We start from the raw sequence: 18,400 nt of genomic DNA on the forward strand, positions 1-18,400 counted from the left end.
ACAAGGGAGATCAGCGTTGAAGGGCCTATCGGGAAAGGTTGCCGTCGTGACTGGCGGCGGACAGGGCATCGGACGGGGATTGACGCTGCGGCTGGCGGAAGAAGGCTGCAAGGTCGCGATCTTCGACATCAACCCGCAGGGTGGTGAAGAGACCGCGAAGCTCGCGCCGCAGGCCGTCATCAAGACCTATGCGGTCGATGTCGGCGATGCTGGATCGGTCGAGGCGGCCGTCGCCAAGGTCGAAGCCGAGCTTGGCCCGATCTGGCTGCTGGTCAACAACGCCGGCTGGGACCGTCCGATGCCGTTCCTGAAGACCGACCGGGAGCTCTGGGACAAGATCATCCGGATCAATCTCTACGGGCCGCTCAACACCCACAAGGTGATCGCGCCCCTGATGGCCGAACGCGGCGGCGGACGGATCGTCAACATCGCCTCCGATGCCGCGCGGGTCGGCACCAGCGACGAGGCCGTCTACTCCGCCTGCAAGGGCGGCCTGATCTCCTTCACCAAGTCGCTGGCGCGGGAGCTGGCGCGCAAGAACGTCCTTTGCAACGCCGTTTGTCCGGGCCCGACCAACACGCCAATGATGGCGGCGGTGCTCGGCGAAGGCGAGCATGCCGTGAAGTGGAAGGACGCGATGGTGCGGGGCATTCCGCTCAAGCGGATGGGCGAGCCGGACGATTACGGCGGGATCGTCGCCATGCTGGCATCCGACGACGGCAAATTCATCACCGGGCAAACCATTTCCGTCTCCGGCGGAATGAACATGATCTAATCAGCGGAAGGAAACGCCATGACCGATCCGAAACAATTCACCGACGTCGTCTATGACGTGCGCGATCGCGCCGCCTGGATCATCATCAACCGGCCGAAGGTCTACAACGCATTCCGCGCGCGCACGCTGGATGAGCTCATTCATGCGTTCCAGATCGCCGGCAATGATCGCAACGTCGCAAGCATCGTGCTGACCGGCGCCGGCGAGAAGGCGTTCTGCACCGGCGGCGACCAATCCGCGCATGAGGGCCAGTATGACGGCCGCGGCGTGGTTGGATTGCCGATCGATGAGATCCAGGGCCTGATCCGCGATGTGCCGAAACCGGTGATCGCCCGGGTCAACGGCTTTGCGATCGGCGGCGGCAACGTGCTCGCTACGCTGTGCGACCTGACCATCGCGGCCGAGCACGCCCAGTTCGGGCAGGTCGGCCCCAAGGTCGGCTCGGTTGACGCCGGCTGGGGCACGGCGTTCCTGGCGCGTCACGTCGGCGACAAGAAGGCGCGCGAGATCTGGTTCCTCAACGAACGCTACAGCGCCAAGCAGGCCTGCGAGATGGGCCTCGTCAACAAGGTCGTTCCGATGGCGGAGCTGGATGCTGCCGTGAAGGACTGGACCGACAAGCTCGCACAGCGCTCGCCCACCGCGATCGCGCTGGCCAAGCGCTCCTTCAACGCCGATTCCGACAACATCCGCGGCATCAGCAACTTCGCGCTCCATGCCGTGAAGCTGTTCTACGACACGGCGGAATCGAAGGAAGGCGTCAATGCCTTCAACGAGAAGCGCGACCCGGACTTCCACAAATTCGCGCGTTGACGGCAAGCCAAGAAATAGAGCAATGGCGTCACCCAAGGTCATCATCTCCTGCGCGGTCACCGGATCGATCCACACGCCCTCGATGTCGCCGCATCTGCCGGTGACGGCGGCTGAGATCGCCGCGGCCGCGCTCGGCGCCGCCGAGGCCGGGGCTGCGATCGTGCATCTGCACGCACGCAACCCGGTCGATGGACGTCCCGATCAATCGCCCGAAGCCTTCGAGCCCTTCCTGCGCGTGATCAAGCAGAGCTCCAACGTCGTCGTCAATCTCACGACCGGCGGCTCGCCTTACATGACGGTCGAGGAACGGGTTCGTCCGGCGGCGACATGGAGGCCGGAGGTCGCGAGCCTCAATATGGGCTCGATGAACTTCGGCTTGTTTCCGATGCTGAAGCGCTACAAGGAGTTCAAGCATGACTGGGAGCCGCAGATGCTGGAGGGCTCCCACGACCTCGTGTTCCGCAATTCCTTCAAGGATATCCGCTACGCGCTGGAGACGCTCAACAGCTCCGGCGCGCGCTACGAATTCGAGTGCTACGACACCAGCCATCTCTACAATCTGCACTACTTCTGGACCGAAGGCCTGGTGAAGGCGCCGCTGTTCATCCAGACCTGTTTCGGCCTGCTCGGCGGCATCGGTTCGCATCCGGACGATGTCATGCACATGAAGCGGACCGCCGATCGCCTGTTCGGCAATAATTATCGCTGGTCCGTGCTCGGCGCCGGCCGCGCCCAGATGCAGGTCGCGGCGATGGCGGCGGCGATGGGCGGTCATGTCCGGGTCGGCCTTGAAGACAGCCTGTGGCTCGGCGCCGGCCGGCTCGCCGAAACCAACGCCGCCCAGGTGACCCAGGTGCGCAAGATCATCGAGGGCCTCGGCCTCGAGATCGCGAGCCCCGACGAGGCGCGCGACATTCTCCAACTCAAGGGCGGCGACCAGGTCGCCTTCTAGTTCCAACAGACGGTTCGACGGACATGCTGCCAAATCGCCCAGTCTATGACGAAGAGCACGCGCTGCTGCGCGACAGTGTCCGCCGTTTTGCTGCGGCCAGGATCGAACCGCGATTCCAGGAATGGGAGAAGGCCGGCATCATCGACCGCGCGCTGTGGCCGGCGGCCGGCGAAGCCGGCCTGCTCTGCCCCCAGGTTCCCGAGCAGTATGGCGGCATCGGCGGCGACTTTCGCCACAACGCCGTCGTCATCGAGGAGCTCGCCTATTCCGGCTTCGCCGGTCCCGCGACCGACTTCTCGGTTCATAACGACGTCTGCTGCGGTTACCTGCTGAGCTACGGCACCGAGGAGCAGAAGGCGAAATGGCTGCCGCGCATGATCGCCGGCGAGACCGTCTGCGCCATCGCCATGACCGAGCCCGGCACCGGCAGCGATCTGCAAGGCGTTCGAACCCGTGCGGTCCGCGAGGGCGACGAGTACGTCATCTCAGGCCAGAAGACCTTCATCTCCAACGGCCAGATGTGCGACCTCGTGATCGTCGTGACCCGCACCAATCCGGATGGCGGCTCGCGCGGCATGAGCCTGATCCTGGTCGAGACTGATCGTCCGGGTTTCCGGCACGGCCGCAATCTCGACAAGCTCGGCCATCTCTCCTCCGACACATCGGAGCTGTTCTTCGACCAGGTGCGCGTTCCCGTCGGCAACCTGCTCGGGTCCGAAGGCGGCGCGATGGCGGCCTTGATGAGCGAGCTGCCGCAGGAACGCCTGACAATCGCGCTCCACTCGATCGCGTCGGCGCAGAAGGCGTTCGACATCACCAAGGCCTACGTCCTGGAACGAAAGGCGTTCGGTCAGGCGGTCGGAACCTTCCAGAACACCCGCTTCAAGCTGGCCGACCTGAAATCGGACCTCCAGGTCGGCTGGGCCTATGTCGACCAATGCCTGAGCCAGCATGTCCGCGGCGAGCTCACCACCTACGCGGCTTCGACCGCGAAGCTCTGGACCACCGAGATGCACGGCCGCCTCGTCGACCAGTGCCTGCAATTCTTCGGCGGCTACGGCTTCATGCGCGAATACGAGATCTGCCGCCTGTTTGCCGATGCGCGCGTGCTGCGTATCTACGGCGGCACCTCGGAGATCATGCGCGAGCTGATCTCGCGCAACCTCTGACGCGGGCGGCTTCTGCGTCCGCGTCCCGGCACGTCAATAGCTCTTCGGCAGGTCGAGCACCTTCTCGGCAATGAAGCTCAGGATCAACTGCTCGGTGATCGGCGCCAGGCGGGTGATCGAGACTTCCCGGAACAGCCGCTCGACGTGATACTCCTTGGCATAGCCAAAGCCGCCATGGGTCATGATCGCCTGCCAAGCGGCGTCGTGGCCGGCACGCGCGCCGAGCAGTTTCGCGCTGTTGGCCTCGGCACCGCAGGCCTTGCCCGAATCGTAGAGCCAGGCCGCGCGCATCGCCATCAGCCAGGCTGACTCCAGATACATCCACTTTTCGGCGAGCGGATGCTGGATCGCCTGGTTCTGCCCGATCGGACGATCGAACACCACGCGCTCCCTGGCATAGCGAGTGGCGCGGCGCAGCGCATCCTGTCCGATCCCGATGGCCTCGACCGCGATCAGGATGCGCTCGGGATTGAGGCTGTGCAGGATGTAGGAGAAGCCCTTGCCCTCCTCGCCGATCCGGTCGGCTTCCGGAATGAACAGGCCGTCGATGAAGATGGCGTTGGAATCGACCGCCTTGCGCCCCATCTTCGGAATCCGGCGTACCTCGATCTTCGAACGGTCGAGATCGGTGTAGAAAATGGTGATGCCGTCGGTCGGCCGCTTGCAGTCCTCGAACTTCGTGGTCCGCGTCAGCAGCATGATCTTGTTGGCGACCTGCGCCGTTGAGGTCCAGACCTTCTGGCCGTGGACGACATAGCCGCCCGGCACCTTCTCCGCAAAGGTCTTGATGCGTGTGGTGTTGAGTCCGGCGTCCGGCTCAGTGAAGCCGAAGCAGCACTGGTCCTCGCCGGACACCAGCCGTGGCACCCAGCGCCGCTTCTGGTCGTCGGTGCCCTTCACCACGATCGGGTGCGGACCGAAAAGATTGATATGCACGGCCGAAGCCGACGTCATGCCGCCGCCATGGCTCGCCACCTCATGCATCATGATCGCGGCTTCGGTGACGCCAAGGCCCGCGCCGCCGTACTCTTCCGGCATCGTGATGCCGAGCCAGCCGGCATCCGCCATCGCACGATGGAATTCGCGGGGAAACTCGCCGTCGTCATCGCGGGCCAGCCAATACTCGTCGTCGAAGCGCGACACGACCCCTCGAACACCTTCGCGAATTGCGGCGTGGTCCTCCGGTACATCAAGCTGATTGGCAAACGATCTATCCATTCGAATTGCCCTCCCCGACCGACGCCAAGGTGCGTTTCGCGGCAACCAGATGCGGAATGTCGTACATCTTGCCGTCGATCCCGACGGTGCCGACATCGGGCGCAGCCGCAAACGCCGCAACGACGCGTCGCGCATGCGCCAGGTCTTCATCAGACGGCGTGAAGCAGGTGTTGATGGTCGCGACCTGATCCGGATGGATCGCGATGCGGCCGACGAAGCCGTCGCGCCGGGCGATCTTGCAGCTCTCGGCGAGTCCCCGCTGATCCCTGAAATCGACATAGAGGGTTTCGAGCGCGGCCGCGCCGGCGGCGCCGGCGGCAAACAGGCATTGCGCGCGCGCCACCTGATACGGGAAGGTCCAGCTTCCATCGGCTTCCCGCGGCGTCAGCGCACCGAGCGCCGCGCTCAGATCCTCGCCGCCCCAGGTCACGCCGACCAGCCGCTTGTTCTTGCGCGCATAGCCGCTGAAGCCGATCATCGCAGCCGGGGTTTCGGTCGCGACCGTGAGCAGCTTGACGTGACCAGCCGGAACGCCGGCCGCAACTTCGAGCACGTCGACATAGTGCGAGATCAGATCGACGTCCTCGATGCCGTTGACCTTGGGCAGCAGCAGGCCGTCAAGCCCGGGGCGGACGACGGCCGCCAGATCCTCGAGCGTCAGCCCGGTGCCGAACGGATTGATCCGCACCAGAAAGGACCAGTTTCTCGGGCCGCCGCCGAGCAAGGTCTTGACGGCGTCACGCGCAAGCGCCTTGCGGCCGGGCGCGACGGAATCCTCGAGATCCAGGATCAGGGCATCGGCGCCGATCCCGTCAGCCTTGGCGAATTTGCGTTCGCTGTCGGCCGGCACGAACAGAAGCGAGCGCAGCTTCATGCCGGCCTCCGCATCATCAACCCGTTGCGGCGGCAATACATCACCTCCTCGTCGCGCTGGTTGAAGCCGCGATGCTCGAAGGTCACGATGCCCTGGGTCGGCCGCGACTTGCTCTCGCGCACCGCGACGACCTTGGTCTCGGCACGCAGCGTGTCGCCGGCAAACACCGGCTTCGGAAACCTGGTATCCTCCATGCCGAGATTGCCAACCGTGGTTCCAAGCGTCGTATCCTGCACCGACAGTCCGATGATGAGGCCGAGGGTGAAGATCGAATTCATCAGCGGTTTGCCGAACTCGGTGCCCTTCGCATACTCATGGTCGATGTGCACTGCCGCGGGGTTGTAGGTCAGCGACGAGAACAGGATGTTGTCCATGTCGGTCACCGTGCGCCGGATTTCATGGACGAAGGTTTGCCCGACCGAAAACTGCTCGAAATAGAGCCCTGCCATGTCTTTTCCTCTTGCGCTTTGTTGCAGGCGTCGCGGACGGCGCTGCCGTCCGGATTTCCTTGTCTCCCGCCGGTTTTCTACCGTATAGTCATATCGTACACAAGCGTACTAATTGTGAGGGCCACGCATGTCCGTTCGCGAAAATCGACAGGTCCGCCTGACGGCGCGGCCGCGCGGCATCCCGCAGCCGGAGCATTTCTCGATCGTGACGGCGCCCGCGGCCGCGCCCGGCCAGGGCGAAATGCTGATCCGCAATCGCTACCTCTCGGTCGATCCGGCGCAGCGCGGGTGGGCCAATGACGAAGGGAACTACAGCGCGCCGGTGCCGCTCGACGCGCCGATGCGCGCGCTCGCGGTCGGTGAAATCCTCGAGAGCAACGTTCCCGATTATCGCGCCGGCGAGCACGTCTATGGATGGTTCGGCTGGCAGCGCTATTGCGTCACGGCGCCGGACGCCGTGCTGCGCCGCGTCATGCCGTCGCGCCTTCCGCTCGCCGCCAATCTCAGCGTGCTCGGCATGAATGGCATCACCGCCTATCTCGCCTTTCATGGCCTCGGCAATCCCAAGCCCGGCGAGCATGTGTTGGTGTCAACCGCGGCAGGCAGTGTTGGCAGCTTTGTCGGTCAGCTCGCGACGATCGCCGGCTGCCGTGCGGTCGGCCTCACCAGTTCCGCCGACAAGGCGGCGCACGCAAAGGCACGCTACGGCTATCAGGACATGATCAACTATCGCGAGGCGGCCGACCTCGCCGCGGCGATCCGCGCCGCCTGCCCCGATGGCAACGACATCTTCTTCGACAACACCGGTGGCGCGATCGCTGATGCGGCAATCCGCACCATGCGCCTGCGCGGACGCGTGATCCAATGCGGCACGGCGGCGAACGCATCCTGGACCCCCACTCCTGCGGGGCCTCGACCCGAACGCGAAATTCTCACCCGCCGTCTGCGTTGGTCGGGCTTCATCATCTTCGATCACCTCGCCGAGTTCGCCGACGCGGCGGCGCAGCTGGCCGAACTGGCGCTTGCCGGCAAGATCGTTCACGACGAGGAGATATTGCCCGGCCTCGACCATGCGCCGGGCGCCATTGCCCAGCTCTACCGCGGCGAGAACCACGGCAAGCTGATCATCGCGGTCGACTGAGGCCGGCTACGCGCTGGCCTTGCGTTTCATCACCTCCGGCAACTTCACGCGATGAAAGCCTTCGAAGGGAACGCTGCGGCTGTGCGGCTCCAACTTCCAGGTGGTCCGCGCGTTCGGCGTTCCGCCATCGACCCGAAGGCAGGAGCCGGTGATGTAGGCGGCCGCCGGCGACAGCAGATAGGCGATCGCGGCGGAAACCTCGGCTTCCGTGCCGAACCGCTGTAGCGGCACCCGCTCGGTGAAGTCGTGCAGTTTTTTCTGCATCTCCGGCGTATAGGTATCGAAGCCGCTCGAGACGATGCCGCCGGGCGCCACCGCATTCACCCGCACGCCGGAACCGGACCATTCGCACGCCGCCGTCTCGGTCAGCGTCAGCATGCCGCCACGGGCCGCGGCCGAATGGCCGAATTCGGGCCAGCCGTGCCAGATGTCGGCGATGATGTTCACGATGGCGCCGCCATTGGCCTCCATCCAGCGGTTATAGACCTCGCGCATGAAGATGAATCCGCCGGTCAGATTGTTGCGCACCACGGCCTCGAACCCCTTGGTCGAAATCGTCTTCAACGGTGCGCGAAACTGTCCGCCGGCATTGTTGACCAGCCCGTCGATCCGGCCGTAGCGCGCGAGCACCGCGTCGACGGCGCCGACCACCATGGTCTCATCGCGGATGTCGCAAGCATGGCTCATCGCCTGCCCGCCATCCTCCTCGATCTCGTGTTGCACCTCGACGAGCTTCTCGATCGTCCGCCCGAGGATCGCGACATTGGCGCCGAGCGCCGCGAGTTCGTGCGCGGTGCAACGACCAATCCCGCTGCCGCCGCCGGTCACGATGATGGTCTGGCCCTGGAACAGGTCCGGCCTGAACACGGACTGGTATGGCATTTCGAGGCTCCCTCAAGTCTTGTCGTCGCCTGGCCCGCTAGGGCGCCGGTGCGGATTGCATCTGATTATCGTACACTATATTACTATTAGCGATCAACTGGCGATCAACGACAATGGGAGCGCACCCGTGACAGAGCCGACCACCATCACCGTCGAGACCAGGGGTCCGATCGACATCCTGACCCTGAACCGCCCTGCCGAGCTCAACGCCGTTTCGCCCGGCATGATCGCGGAGCTCACCGGCTACTTCTCCGCATTGCACGACCGTCCGGCAACGCGCGTCGTGATCCTGCGCGGCAACGGGCCGCATTTTTCCGCAGGCGCCGACCTCGGGACGGATGCATTCGCCGCGCCTGGCAACGGTCGGCCACAGCGCCAGCTCAAGATGCAGCAGAACTACTCCGGCGTGATCCGCCTGATGCGGTCCTGTCCGCAACCGATCGTCGGCCTGGCCCACGGCGCGGCCTGCGGCGCCGGCTTTTCCTTCCTGCTCGCCTGCGACGTCCGCTTCGCCGCACCCGATGCGCGGATGAATGCCGCCTATATCAAGATCGGTGTCGGCGGTTGCGATATGGGATCGGGCTATCTGCTGCCGCGCCTCGTCGGCCTGTCCGTCGCCTCCGAATTCCTGCTGACGGGGCGGTTCATCAAGGCCGAGCGCGCCCAGGCGATCGGCCTGGTGAGCGACATCGTTGCGCCGGATGCGCTGCTCGCGCGCGGGCTTGCCTTCGCCGAGGAGATGCTGCGGGTGTCACCGATGGGACTGCGGATGACCAAGCAGGCGCTCAACACGCTGATCGACGCGCCAAGCCTGGACGCGGCGCTGATGATCGAGGACAGGCAGCAGGTCATCCTGCTGGAGACGGCCGATCACGCCGAGGCCGTCGCCGCGTTTCGCGAACGACGGGAGCCGACCTACTCCGATCAGTGAACCAGCTTCAGCCTGCAAACGCAGCGGCGATCTCGCGCAGTTTGAATTTCTGGATCTTGCCGCTCGCCGTGCGCGGCAAGTCCGCGACCAGCTCGATGCGTTCGGGCCAGAACTGCTTCGCCATCCTCGCCTCGCCCAGATAGGCCTGCACGGCGGTCAGGTCGATCGTGCTCCCGCTGCGTGGAACGATGAAGGCGCAGCCCCGCTCGCCCAACCGCGCATCGGGAATTCCGACCACCGCCACTGCGGACACGGCCGGATGTTTGTAGAGCAGGTTCTCGATTTCGACGACCGGCACGTTCTCTCCGCCGCGGATCAGGATATCCTTGACCCGGCCGGAGATGCGGATATAGCCGTCCTCGTCCATATAGGCGAGATCGCCGGAATCGAACCAGCCGTCGCCGTCGAAGGTGGGCAGCTCCGGCCGCTTGTAGTAGCCCTTGAACATCTGGGCGCCGCGAACCAGCAACCGCCCGGACTCGCCGGCAGCCACCGGCGCGCCATCAGCATCTGCAATCCTGACGTCCATGCCCTCCAGCGGCCGTCCGTCCGTGCTCGCCGATTTGTCCGCCGCGCGCGCCGGCTCGGTGAGCGTGCCCGACAGGACCTCGGTCATGCCCCAGAGCGAGCAGACCTTCAGGTCGAGCTCATCGGCTGCGCGCTCGATCAACACCGACGGGATCGGCGCGCCGCCACAGAGGAACGAGCGCAGACTACTCGGCTCGGGCGCGCCCGCCTTCACGGCTTCGCAGATATCGCCGAGGAACGGCGTCGAGGCCGCGGTATAGGTGACGCCCTCGCGTGCCATCAGACCGACGCCGCGCCTGGCTTCCCAGACATCCTGAAGGATCATCGTGCCGCCGAGATAGACCGACAGCAGGACGATCGCGGCATAGCCCGTCATGTGCCCGACCGGGGATGCCACCAGCAGCACGTCGCTGCCATCCAGCCCAAAGCGCCCGGACAGCGCCTTGCAGCAGGCGATCAGCGAGTTCGAGGTGTGCATGACGCCCTTGGGCTCACCGGTCGTGCCCGAGGTGAACATCAACACCGCCATGTCGTCCGGATCCGAGCCCTGCGCATGCGCCAACGGTTCCGACGACAACAACATCCGTTCGAAGCCGTTTTCGCCCCCACCATCTGCGACGACGACGTGCTTGAGATGCGGCAGCTCGGCACGCATGCCCTGTGCCATCGCAGCATAGTCGAACCCGCGATAGGTCTGCGGCACGATGAAGACCTTCGCCTCGCAGAAATTCAGAATGTAGAGCAGCTCGCGCTCGCGCAGGATCGGCATCACCGGGTTCATCACCGCGCCGATCTTGCTGCAAGCGAAGGCCGTGACGACGAACTCCCACCAGTTCGGCAATTGCACCGTGACGACGTCGCCGCGCCCGACGCCGAGCCGCAGCAGCGAGTTCGCCGCCCGATCGGCGAGGTCGTTCAACTGCCGATAGGTGAAGCGCGGCGCCTGGTCGCGATCCGCGCGGTCGGCAACGATCGCGATCTTGTCCGGCGTTCTGGCGACGGCTTCGGTCAGAAGCTGATCGACGGTCTTGTCGAGCCAATAGCCGGCTTGGCGAAAGTTCGCGAGAGACGTATCCCGCATCGCGGCGGCCACGGTCATGTTCCTCTCCTGATGTGTCCGTATTCCGGCTCTGGCGTCCGGATTATTTTGTTTATGTGTGTACGTTATTGCAGAGTACGATTGCCTGCCAATGGTCCGGATTGTCGCGTCCGATGCGGCTCATTTCCCTGAGAACACCGGTTTGCGCTTTTCGACGAAGGCCCTGACGCCCTCCTGCGCATCGGCGGTTCGCGAGATCGCAGCGAGCGTCACTGCCTCCTCTTCGAGCTGGCTCTCGAATGATCGATCGCTGGTCTGGGAGAACAGCCGCTTGATGGCGCCGAATGCCTCAGTCGGGCCGGCGGCAAGCTCCCTTGCAATCCGCGCGGCCTCGGCCTGCACGGCGTCATCCGCGACCACGATGTCGACCAGCCCGAGCGACAATGCGGTTGCGGCATCGAGCGTCTCGCCGAGCAGGAAGAACCGTCTTGCGCGCGCCACTCCGATCCGGCGGGTCACCGTGGTCGTCGATCCGCTGTCCGGACTGAAACCGATCTTGGAGAATGCCGCCGAGATCCGCGCCGATTCCGCCATCACGATGAGATCGGCCGCGGCCATCAGCGATACGCTGCCGCCCGCGACATTGCCATGCACCGCCGCGACGACGGGGGCACGCATGCGGACCATCCTGGCGATCGCGACATGAAGATCGGCGGTCCAGGCCCTGATCGTGCCCGGCAACGCGTCGCCCTGCTTGACCAGCGACATCAGGTCGCCGCCGACGCTGAACAGCCGTCCGCGCGCGGAGAGCAGCACCGCACGGGCGTCGGCGCGCTCGCTCAACTCGGCGATCGCCTGGCCGAACTCGCGACAGAAATCGCCGTCGATCGGATTGCCCCGGTCAGGCTGATTCAGGATGATATAAACCAGCCCGTCATCGACGCTGCATTCGAAGCTCTTGGTTGCTATCGCCAGTCCCATTGGCTGTCTCCTTCGAACGTCCGGCCGCCGATACTCAGATCGAGCGCGCCTGCTTTTCTTTCTGCACAGATGCCTGGATCGCCTCGCGGGCCCGCTGCCAGTCAGCCGTCGACAATTTCGAGAGTCCGGCGAACGTGCTCGGCGCTGCCAGATGGTGTCCGCCATCGATGCTGATGGTGTCGCCGGTGATGTAGCCGCAGCCATCCGACATCAGGAAGATCAGCAGATTGCGCAGCTCGTCCATCTTGCCGAACCGCCGCAGCGGCACCTCGTCGGCCTGGGTGGCGCCGACGCCGGTTTCCGCCAATGGATTGAGCTTGTCCCAGGCGCCCTCCGTCGGGAATGGTCCTGGCGCGATGGCATTGACGCGGATGTTCTTCGGCCCCCACTCGACGGCAAGCGACATGGTCATGGCGTGCACCGCCGCCTTTGCCATGGCTGCCGGCACCACATAGGCCGAGCCGGTCCACACCCAGGTCACGAGATTGCTGATGATGACGCCCGGCAGACCCGCGGCGATCCACCGCTTGCCACAGGCCAGCGAAGCGTAGAACGAGCCATCCATCACCGTGGAGCGGACAGCCTCATAGCCACGCGGCGACAGCGTTTCGGTCGGTGCCAGAAAATTCGCGCCGGCATTGTTGACGAGGCCGGTCAGCGGTCCCTCCGCCCAGATGCTGTCCATCATCGCTTCGATGCTGTCGGGGTCCCGCACATTGGCGAGCAATGCCGACGCCTGCCCGCCCGATCGCGTGCGGATGTCTTGCGCCGCCTGGTCGAGGACCTCCTTGCGTCGCCCGCAGACGTAGACGTGAGCGCCATGTGCGGCGAAGCCGACCGCCATCTCCTTGCCGAGCCCGGTCCCTCCGCCGGTGATCAGGATGCGCTTTCCCTTCAGTACGGCAGCATCGAACATGGATGGCTTCCTTCCCTGGACGTATGGTTGCTGCCGGCTCGGCCAATGGGCCAGGCCCGCGACATCGGCATATTAATACACTAGCGTACTTGTTCTGTAAATCGCTTGACGCCGCCGTTGATGTGCCAGTCGTCCATTCGGCGGTCTTCCATTTAAAATACGCTGGTGTATGGTATTGGCGAACCGCCAGGCCGACTCGGGCCGCAAAGGGAAACATCGATGGTTGATCAGCCCGATTGGGATCTTCGGCTTGGATATCTGATCCATGACGTCTCGCGACTCAGGAGGATGATGTTCGACCGTGCGCTGGCGCCGCTCGGCATCACCCGTTCGCAATGGTGGGTGCTGGCGTTCATCTCGCGCAAGGACGGCCTGCCCCAGACCCAGCTCGCCAACGAGCTCGATGTCGGCAAGGTCGCCGTCGGCGCCTTGATCGACCGCCTGGAAGCGTCCGGCTTCGTGCTCCGCCAGGCCGATCCGGTCGATCGGCGCGTCAAGCGCGTCTATGTCACCAAGCAGGCGCGCGGCTTTCTCGAGAAACTGCGCAAGGAGACCGACAAGTTCAACGCCCAGATCGTCCATGGCATCGACCGCAAGCAGCTCGAAGCCGCGTCCGAGGCGCTGCTTGCGATGAAGCACAATCTGCTCGCAATGTCGGACGGTACGGTGCCCAACAAGGCCGATGACGACGAGGACGAGGTTCAACCCGCCAAGACCCGGAAAAAGCGACGGGCGGCGGCCTGAGGCCGAACCGCCCGTCTCAGTCCTACTCCGGGAGGGAGTATGGCGAGAGCTCATGAGACGATGTCGCGTCCCCAGATGTCGGCGTTGGGGCGCGCCTTCCGCACCATCTCCAGCACCTGAGGGCCGAGTTCGGCCGGATCCTCGACCGGATCGATCCCCGGACCGGCATGCCAGCCCTCGGCGACCTTCAGTATCCCGTCGCCGGCCTCGAATACCCGCCCAGTCACCTCCGCGGACTGCTCGCTGGCGAGCCAGACCGCGATCGGCGCCACCCAGCGCGGATCCCGCCGCCTGATCTCTTCCTCGGTGCGCTCGCGCAAGCCCTCGGTCATGCGGGTCTGCGCGCGCGGCGCGATCGCGTTCACCGTGATGCCGTACTGGCGAAGCTCCATGGCGCTGATGACGGTGAAGGCGGCGATGCCCGCCTTGGCCGCACCGTAATTGCTTTGGCCGACATTGCCGAACAATCCCGAGGCCGACGACGTGTTGATCAGGCGCGCGCTGACCGGCGCGCCCCGCGCCTTGGTCTGCTGCCGCCAATATTGCGCGGCATGGTGCGACGGCGCGAACGTGCCCTTCAGATGCACCTTGATCACGGCGTCCCATTCCGCCTCGCTCATGTTGACCATCATGCGGTCTCGCAGGATGCCGGCGTTGTTGATGAGGACGTCGAGCCGGCCGAACGTATTGACGGCGTCGTCGATCATGGCTTTGGCGGCAGCCCAATCGCTGACATCGTTGCCGTTCACGATGGCCTCGCCGCCGGCACGCCTGATCTCGTTGACGACCTCCTGGGCGGGCGAGATGTCGGCGCCCTCGCCGGCCGCCGTGCTGCCGAGATCGTTGACGACGACCTTGGCGCCCTGCTCCGCCAGCATCAGCGCGTATTCGCGTCCGAGCCCGCGACCGGCTCCGGTCACGATCGCGACCCGGCCTGCACATAGTCCTCCCATTCGTGGTCTCCTTCCCTAGTTCTGTTCGCTCATGACGTCGCCAAACAGGTGCCACGTCGTTCCCTCGAAGCGCATCAATCGCCACTGCTTGACCGGCGCGAAATCACTCGGCGACGTGTTCAGGCGGATGCCTGGAAGCAGCATGCCGAGTTCGACGTCCTTCAGATTGGCCGCCTGGCGCATCACGTTCTCGCGCGTGAGATCGTCGCCGCACTGCTTCAGCAGATAGACGAGCGCCTGTGCCGTGTTGTAGCCATTGACGATCAACGTATCGCTGCGGTCGGAACCGGGGAAATAACCGTCGAGGAATCCGTTGAGCTGCCTGAGACCGGCATCGTCCTGCCAGGCTGGATCGTTCGGGTCCTTGAAATAGGCTGCCGAGATCAGGCCCTGCGCATTCTCGAACCCCGCCGGCTTGATGACACTGCCGATCGATGCCGACGTGTAGCTGAGGACGTGGAGCGGCTTCCAGCCGAGTTCTGCCACCTTCCTGATCGCCTGCGCGGCAAATTTCGGGGTCGCAATGTCGAACAGCACGTCAGCGCCGGTCGCCTTCAGCTTCACCAGATGGGAGTCGATCGTTGGCTCGGAGACATCGAAGGCCTCTTCGGCGACGATCATCGAGGCACTGTTTTCGCCGAGGCCCCGCTTGATTCCCTTGAGGTAGTCCTTTCCAAAATCGTCGTTCTGGAACAGGATCGCGATCTTCGCCGCGGGCCGCTCGCGAAGCACATGTCTGGCGTAGATATAGCCCTCGGTCTCGTAGCTCGGGGTGAATCCCATCGTCCATGGATAGTTCTTCGGGTCGTTCCACTTGGCCGCGCCGCTCGAGACGAACAGTTGCGGCACCTTCCTGCCGTTCAGATATTTCTGGACCGCCGAGTTGGCCGCGGTGCCGAGTGCATTGAAGACCAGAAGGACCTCGTCGCTCTCGACCAGCCGCCGGGTCTGCTCGACCGTCTTCGCTGGCGAGTAGCCGTCGTCATAGGACACGAAGACGATGCGCCGCCCGTTGATGCCGCCCTCCGCATTGATCATGCGGAAATACGCTTCCTCGGTCTTGGCGACCATGCTGAAGGCCGATGCCGGGCCGCTATAGGGAGAGGTGTTGCCGATCCTGATCTCGGTGTCGCTGACGCCGGGACCATATTTCTTCTCAGCGGCGAGCGCCGGAGCTGCGAGCAGCGCGGCAAGCAGCAGCGCGGCGACCCGGCCGCTTCCCTGTCTGCCAAAGACCATCCGTCGCAACCTCCAATTTGTTGCTCGCCAGAGCACGCAACGTCCCTCCGCGCGGCCGCTCTATCCCGGCCGGATCACCCAATTAGTACACTACTATACTATTTGGCAACTGCGATCGCGGGCCGTAGCGCGGTGCGCACTACTTCTTCTCGATCCTGGCGATCGCGACGATCTCCGCCCAACGCCGCGTGTCGGCCTCCTCGAAGGCCTTCAGCGCCTCAGGCCCGGCAGGAAACGGTTTCGCGCCGACGGATTGCAGATAGCCGGCCGTATCCTTGTCGTTGACGAAGGCCAGCACGAGTTGGCTGAGCCTTGCGACGACGTCGGCAGCCGTGCCCGCCCGGACAAACACGCCGACCCAGGCGGTCATCTCCGCACCGGGCAGTCCGGCTTGCGCGAGCGTCGGGACATCGGGCGCGCCGGCCAGCCGGTCGCTGCTCGTCACCGCGAGAACCCGCAACTTGCCGTCCTCGATCAGGCCCTGCGCGCTGGCGGGATCGGTGAAGACGCAATCGATCTCACCGGCCAGCACATCGGTCAGCGCCTGCGGCATGCCGCGATACGGCACATGCTGCATCTCGATCCCGGCCCTGGCGCGGAACAGTTCGGCAGCGCCCCGGCTCGACGTATTGCCACTGCCGAACGCCAACGGCTTCTGCCGTGACTTCGCCAGAGCGATGAACTCCGCGACCGTCCTTGCCGGAAACTCGGGCTTCACCGCGAGCATCATCGGGATGGTCATGACGCCCGCGACCGGCGCAAAGTCCGCCGCGGGATCGTAGGGCATCGTGTTGAACAGGCTGGCATTCGCCGCCTGCGTCGAGTTCGTGGTGACGAACACGGTATAGCCGTCAGCCTCCGCCTTCAAAACTGCCAGCGCCGCCAGATTACCGTCAGCGCCCGGCTTGTTCTCGACCAGCACGGTCGTGCCGGTCGCGACACGAATGCTTTCGGCCAGCCGCCGCGTCACTGCGTCGGTCGCGCTCCCTGCCGGGAACGGCACGATGAGGTTGACGCGCCGCAACGGGTAGAGCTCCGCGGAAGCGGGCTGCCAGCCGGCAACGCAGGCCGACATCGCAATCAGCCACACGACGATCGCTGCTCGAAGCCGCATCAAGTCTCCCTGAGATCAAAGGCGTCTGACGTTCCCACACCGCGGCTCGCGCGGCCCGCAATCCCGATTTGTTCTAATCGTACTCTACCTTGCGATATATGAGAACATCCGTTCGCAGGTCGCGGTTCGCTTGCTTCGGGACTTTGCGTCGCAGGTGGCTGGACCGGCACGCCAATCAGCCGCATGGTAGGGACTCGCCGCTCGTCCGGCTGAGCTCGACACGATCGATCTTTGCGAACAGCGCATCATCGAGCCGAATATCGACCGCGAAATGCATGGGATCGGCGTGGCCGCAAATCACGTCGGGAAAATGCCAGCTCGCCTCGCCCAACACGGTCTCGCCGGCAAGCATCGCGATCCTCAGCGGATGTCTTGCGCCGACGCCACGCGCGCTCTGATAGCCGTCGGCCACGCAATAGAGTTCGAGCCGCGTCGTGCCCTCGGCCACGCGTTGGACGGAGAGCTCGATCTCGCAGAAGCCGAACGCGGGATCGTCGCTGGAGCCTTCAGCATAGAAATAGAACGCGCCGATCTTGCCGTGCGCGCATGGGCCGAGCTTGGCATCCTTCGGCACCTGCGGATCCGGGCGGGCCGGCGTCCGCGGCGGCAGCGGGCCGAGCGAGCAGAACTGGCGATAGGAATAACAGCGTCCCAATGTCCCCTCCCTAGCCGATCCCGAGCAATCGCCTGGTATTGGCGGACAGTGTCGCACGCGCAATCGACAAGGCCTGCTCGGCGAATTGCGCCGGCTTGTCCTGCTTGATCGTGAACGGGTAGTCCGATCCGGCCACCAGCCGTTCCGTCCCGACCTTGTCCGCCAGGTAGCGCAGCGCCGCGCCGTCATAGACGATGGTGTCGTAGTAGAAGGATCGCACGATCTCGGCAGGCTCCCGCGCAAACAGGCCATGCAGCGGAGGCCCTAGTCCGTGCGCGTGGGACAGCCTCGGCAGCAACCAGGACAGCGCGCCGCCGCCATGGCTGAGCAGGATCCGCAGCCTGGGAAATCGCTCGAGCACGCCGTGGGTCATCAGCGACACGGCGGCAAACGCCGTCTCCAGCGGAAATGCCGCCACGGCCGCAAGCTCGGGACGGCCGCCCATCCGGTCGAGCCCGAGCGGATGCAGTGGGTGAACCATGACCATCAGTCCGGCCTGCTCCGCCGCGGCATAGACGTCGTCCAGTCGCGCATCGCCCAATGGCACACCGTTGATGTGCGTGCCGATCTCGATTCCGCGCAGGCCCAGCGACTTGACGTCCTCGATGCGGCGCGCGGCCCGCGCGACATCCTGCATCGGGATCATGCCGACGCCGATGAAGCGCCGGGGATCGCCTGCGCAGAGCGCAGCAATGCCCTCGTTGACGTGACCACAGAGCACATCGGCGTCGTCGGCCGGAAACCAATGCGACAGCAGTTCCGGCATCGGCGAGACCACCTGCACGTCGACGTCATCCTGCGACATATCGTCAAGCCGGCGGCGCGGGTCCCAGCTCCGGGAGTCGATCACCCGGAACACCTTGCCGCCGACCATGACGGCCGCGGATTGGTCGCGCAGCTCCACCGACGGCCACAGCGGATTACGACCCGGTTCGGCCGGAATGTGCTGTGGAACGAAATGGGTATGGATGTCGATCGCTTCGACCACGACGTTTCCTCGACGGATTTTTGCGCTGCACCCTCGACC

At 64.8% G+C, this 18,400-nt stretch carries 19 protein-coding genes; 7 read left to right on the top strand and 12 right to left on the bottom strand.

Translation table 11 applies throughout. The features are described from left to right. Positions 1 to 16 precede the first annotated feature (16 nt). Genes B2W55_RS07380 through B2W55_RS07395 form a run of 4 tightly spaced genes read left to right on the top strand, consistent with a single transcriptional unit; the run spans position 17 to position 3,709 of the window. Positions 17 to 775, top strand: coding sequence for an SDR family oxidoreductase (locus tag B2W55_RS07380; RefSeq protein ID WP_024584137.1), 759 nt, complete (start codon positions 17 to 19; stop codon positions 773 to 775). An 18-nt stretch (positions 776 to 793) separates the two neighbouring features. Beyond that, entirely contained in the window at positions 794 to 1,588 is a 795-nt protein-coding gene (locus B2W55_RS07385; protein WP_024584138.1) for an enoyl-CoA hydratase-related protein, read from the top strand. A 22-nt stretch (positions 1,589 to 1,610) separates the two neighbouring features. Then, positions 1,611 to 2,540 (top strand): 3-keto-5-aminohexanoate cleavage protein, encoded by a 930-nt coding sequence (locus B2W55_RS07390; protein WP_024584139.1) that lies wholly within the window; start codon positions 1,611 to 1,613, stop codon positions 2,538 to 2,540. Positions 2,541 to 2,563: 23 nt separating this feature from the next. Next, positions 2,564 to 3,709, top strand: coding sequence for an acyl-CoA dehydrogenase family protein (locus B2W55_RS07395; protein WP_024584140.1), 1,146 nt, complete (start codon positions 2,564 to 2,566; stop codon positions 3,707 to 3,709). Positions 3,710 to 3,742: 33 nt separating this feature from the next. On the opposite strand, the gene B2W55_RS07400 is transcribed toward B2W55_RS07395, so the two are convergent. The 3 genes from B2W55_RS07400 to B2W55_RS07410 are packed head-to-tail and all read right to left on the bottom strand — an operon-like array spanning position 3,743 to position 6,250. Continuing rightward, a complete protein-coding gene (locus B2W55_RS07400; protein ID WP_024584141.1) occupies positions 3,743 to 4,927 on the bottom strand; it encodes an acyl-CoA dehydrogenase family protein in 1,185 nt (394 codons plus the stop codon). Continuing rightward, positions 4,920 to 5,801, bottom strand: a complete 882-nt coding sequence (locus B2W55_RS07405; RefSeq protein ID WP_024584142.1) for an HpcH/HpaI aldolase/citrate lyase family protein — start codon at positions 5,799 to 5,801, stop codon at positions 4,920 to 4,922. Before B2W55_RS07405 ends, B2W55_RS07400 begins: the two co-directional genes overlap by 8 nt. Further along, on the bottom strand, positions 5,798 to 6,250 hold the full coding sequence (locus B2W55_RS07410) for a MaoC family dehydratase (protein ID WP_024584143.1): 453 nt from the start codon (positions 6,248 to 6,250) through the stop codon (positions 5,798 to 5,800). Before B2W55_RS07410 ends, B2W55_RS07405 begins: the two co-directional genes overlap by 4 nt. A 127-nt stretch (positions 6,251 to 6,377) precedes the next feature. Between B2W55_RS07410 and B2W55_RS07415 the strand changes: the two genes are divergently transcribed. After that, entirely contained in the window at positions 6,378 to 7,391 is a 1,014-nt protein-coding gene (locus B2W55_RS07415) for an NADP-dependent oxidoreductase (protein WP_024584144.1), read from the top strand. 6 nt (positions 7,392 to 7,397) lie between these two features. Here the strand turns inward: B2W55_RS07415 and B2W55_RS07420 are convergent, their stop codons facing one another. After that, the gene (locus tag B2W55_RS07420) at positions 7,398 to 8,273 is read right to left on the bottom strand and encodes an SDR family oxidoreductase (RefSeq protein WP_024584145.1); all 876 of its coding nucleotides are present in this window, start codon (positions 8,271 to 8,273) and stop codon (positions 7,398 to 7,400) included. 55 nt (positions 8,274 to 8,328) lie between these two features. Between B2W55_RS07420 and B2W55_RS07425 the strand changes: the two genes are divergently transcribed. Then, on the top strand, positions 8,329 to 9,204 hold the full coding sequence (locus B2W55_RS07425) for an enoyl-CoA hydratase/isomerase family protein (RefSeq protein WP_204368041.1): 876 nt from the start codon (positions 8,329 to 8,331) through the stop codon (positions 9,202 to 9,204). 7 nt (positions 9,205 to 9,211) lie between these two features. On the opposite strand, the gene B2W55_RS07430 is transcribed toward B2W55_RS07425, so the two are convergent. The 3 genes from B2W55_RS07430 to B2W55_RS07440 all read right to left on the bottom strand — a co-directional run bounded on the left by B2W55_RS07430 (position 9,212) and on the right by B2W55_RS07440 (position 12,668). After that, positions 9,212 to 10,831 (bottom strand): AMP-binding protein, encoded by a 1,620-nt coding sequence (locus tag B2W55_RS07430; RefSeq protein WP_024584147.1) that lies wholly within the window; start codon positions 10,829 to 10,831, stop codon positions 9,212 to 9,214. A gap of 120 nt (positions 10,832 to 10,951) precedes the next feature. Then, on the bottom strand, positions 10,952 to 11,752 hold the full coding sequence (locus tag B2W55_RS07435; protein WP_024584148.1) for an enoyl-CoA hydratase/isomerase family protein: 801 nt from the start codon (positions 11,750 to 11,752) through the stop codon (positions 10,952 to 10,954). A 34-nt stretch (positions 11,753 to 11,786) separates the two neighbouring features. Then, entirely contained in the window at positions 11,787 to 12,668 is an 882-nt protein-coding gene (locus tag B2W55_RS07440) for an SDR family oxidoreductase (RefSeq protein WP_024584149.1), read from the bottom strand. Positions 12,669 to 12,887: 219 nt separating this feature from the next. Here B2W55_RS07440 and B2W55_RS07445 point away from each other — a divergent pair, with 219 nt between their 5' ends. Then, on the top strand, positions 12,888 to 13,412 hold the full coding sequence (locus B2W55_RS07445) for a MarR family winged helix-turn-helix transcriptional regulator (protein WP_024584150.1): 525 nt from the start codon (positions 12,888 to 12,890) through the stop codon (positions 13,410 to 13,412). Positions 13,413 to 13,462: 50 nt separating this feature from the next. Here the strand turns inward: B2W55_RS07445 and B2W55_RS07450 are convergent, their stop codons facing one another. The 5 genes from B2W55_RS07450 to B2W55_RS07470 all read right to left on the bottom strand — a co-directional run bounded on the left by B2W55_RS07450 (position 13,463) and on the right by B2W55_RS07470 (position 18,361). Then, positions 13,463 to 14,365, bottom strand: coding sequence for an SDR family oxidoreductase (locus tag B2W55_RS07450; RefSeq protein WP_024584151.1), 903 nt, complete (start codon positions 14,363 to 14,365; stop codon positions 13,463 to 13,465). A gap of 15 nt (positions 14,366 to 14,380) precedes the next feature. Next, the gene (locus B2W55_RS07455) at positions 14,381 to 15,604 is read right to left on the bottom strand and encodes an ABC transporter substrate-binding protein (RefSeq protein ID WP_024584152.1); all 1,224 of its coding nucleotides are present in this window, start codon (positions 15,602 to 15,604) and stop codon (positions 14,381 to 14,383) included. 139 nt (positions 15,605 to 15,743) lie between these two features. After that, positions 15,744 to 16,718 (bottom strand): Bug family tripartite tricarboxylate transporter substrate binding protein, encoded by a 975-nt coding sequence (locus B2W55_RS07460; RefSeq protein WP_024584153.1) that lies wholly within the window; start codon positions 16,716 to 16,718, stop codon positions 15,744 to 15,746. 175 nt (positions 16,719 to 16,893) lie between these two features. Beyond that, positions 16,894 to 17,373, bottom strand: a complete 480-nt coding sequence (locus B2W55_RS07465; protein ID WP_024584154.1) for a hypothetical protein — start codon at positions 17,371 to 17,373, stop codon at positions 16,894 to 16,896. 10 nt (positions 17,374 to 17,383) lie between these two features. Beyond that, a complete protein-coding gene (locus B2W55_RS07470; protein ID WP_024584155.1) occupies positions 17,384 to 18,361 on the bottom strand; it encodes an amidohydrolase family protein in 978 nt (325 codons plus the stop codon). Positions 18,362 to 18,400: the final 39 nt, after the last annotated feature.

Source organism: Bradyrhizobium sp. UBA2491 (assembly GCF_002341725.1).
Taxonomy (GTDB): Bacteria; Pseudomonadota; Alphaproteobacteria; order Rhizobiales; family Xanthobacteraceae; genus Bradyrhizobium.

Excerpts from the sequence above, each read along its gene's own strand:
- B2W55_RS07385 (WP_024584138.1), top strand. The coding sequence starts at position 794 with ATGACCGATCCGAAACAATTCACCGACGTCGTCTATGACGTGCGCGAT.
- B2W55_RS07390 (WP_024584139.1), top strand. The coding sequence starts at position 1,611 with ATGGCGTCACCCAAGGTCATCATCTCCTGCGCGGTCACCGGATCGATC.
- B2W55_RS07395 (WP_024584140.1), top strand. The coding sequence starts at position 2,564 with ATGCTGCCAAATCGCCCAGTCTATGACGAAGAGCACGCGCTGCTGCGC.
- B2W55_RS07400 (WP_024584141.1), bottom strand. The coding sequence starts at position 4,927 with ATGGATAGATCGTTTGCCAATCAGCTTGATGTACCGGAGGACCACGCC.
- B2W55_RS07405 (WP_024584142.1), bottom strand. The coding sequence starts at position 5,801 with ATGAAGCTGCGCTCGCTTCTGTTCGTGCCGGCCGACAGCGAACGCAAA.
- B2W55_RS07410 (WP_024584143.1), bottom strand. The coding sequence starts at position 6,250 with ATGGCAGGGCTCTATTTCGAGCAGTTTTCGGTCGGGCAAACCTTCGTC.
- B2W55_RS07415 (WP_024584144.1), top strand. The coding sequence starts at position 6,378 with ATGTCCGTTCGCGAAAATCGACAGGTCCGCCTGACGGCGCGGCCGCGC.
- B2W55_RS07420 (WP_024584145.1), bottom strand. The coding sequence starts at position 8,273 with ATGCCATACCAGTCCGTGTTCAGGCCGGACCTGTTCCAGGGCCAGACC.
- B2W55_RS07430 (WP_024584147.1), bottom strand. The coding sequence starts at position 10,831 with ATGACCGTGGCCGCCGCGATGCGGGATACGTCTCTCGCGAACTTTCGC.
- B2W55_RS07435 (WP_024584148.1), bottom strand. The coding sequence starts at position 11,752 with ATGGGACTGGCGATAGCAACCAAGAGCTTCGAATGCAGCGTCGATGAC.
- B2W55_RS07440 (WP_024584149.1), bottom strand. The coding sequence starts at position 12,668 with ATGTTCGATGCTGCCGTACTGAAGGGAAAGCGCATCCTGATCACCGGC.
- B2W55_RS07445 (WP_024584150.1), top strand. The coding sequence starts at position 12,888 with ATGGTTGATCAGCCCGATTGGGATCTTCGGCTTGGATATCTGATCCAT.
- B2W55_RS07450 (WP_024584151.1), bottom strand. The coding sequence starts at position 14,365 with ATGGGAGGACTATGTGCAGGCCGGGTCGCGATCGTGACCGGAGCCGGT.
- B2W55_RS07455 (WP_024584152.1), bottom strand. The coding sequence starts at position 15,604 with ATGGTCTTTGGCAGACAGGGAAGCGGCCGGGTCGCCGCGCTGCTGCTT.
- B2W55_RS07460 (WP_024584153.1), bottom strand. The coding sequence starts at position 16,718 with ATGCGGCTTCGAGCAGCGATCGTCGTGTGGCTGATTGCGATGTCGGCC.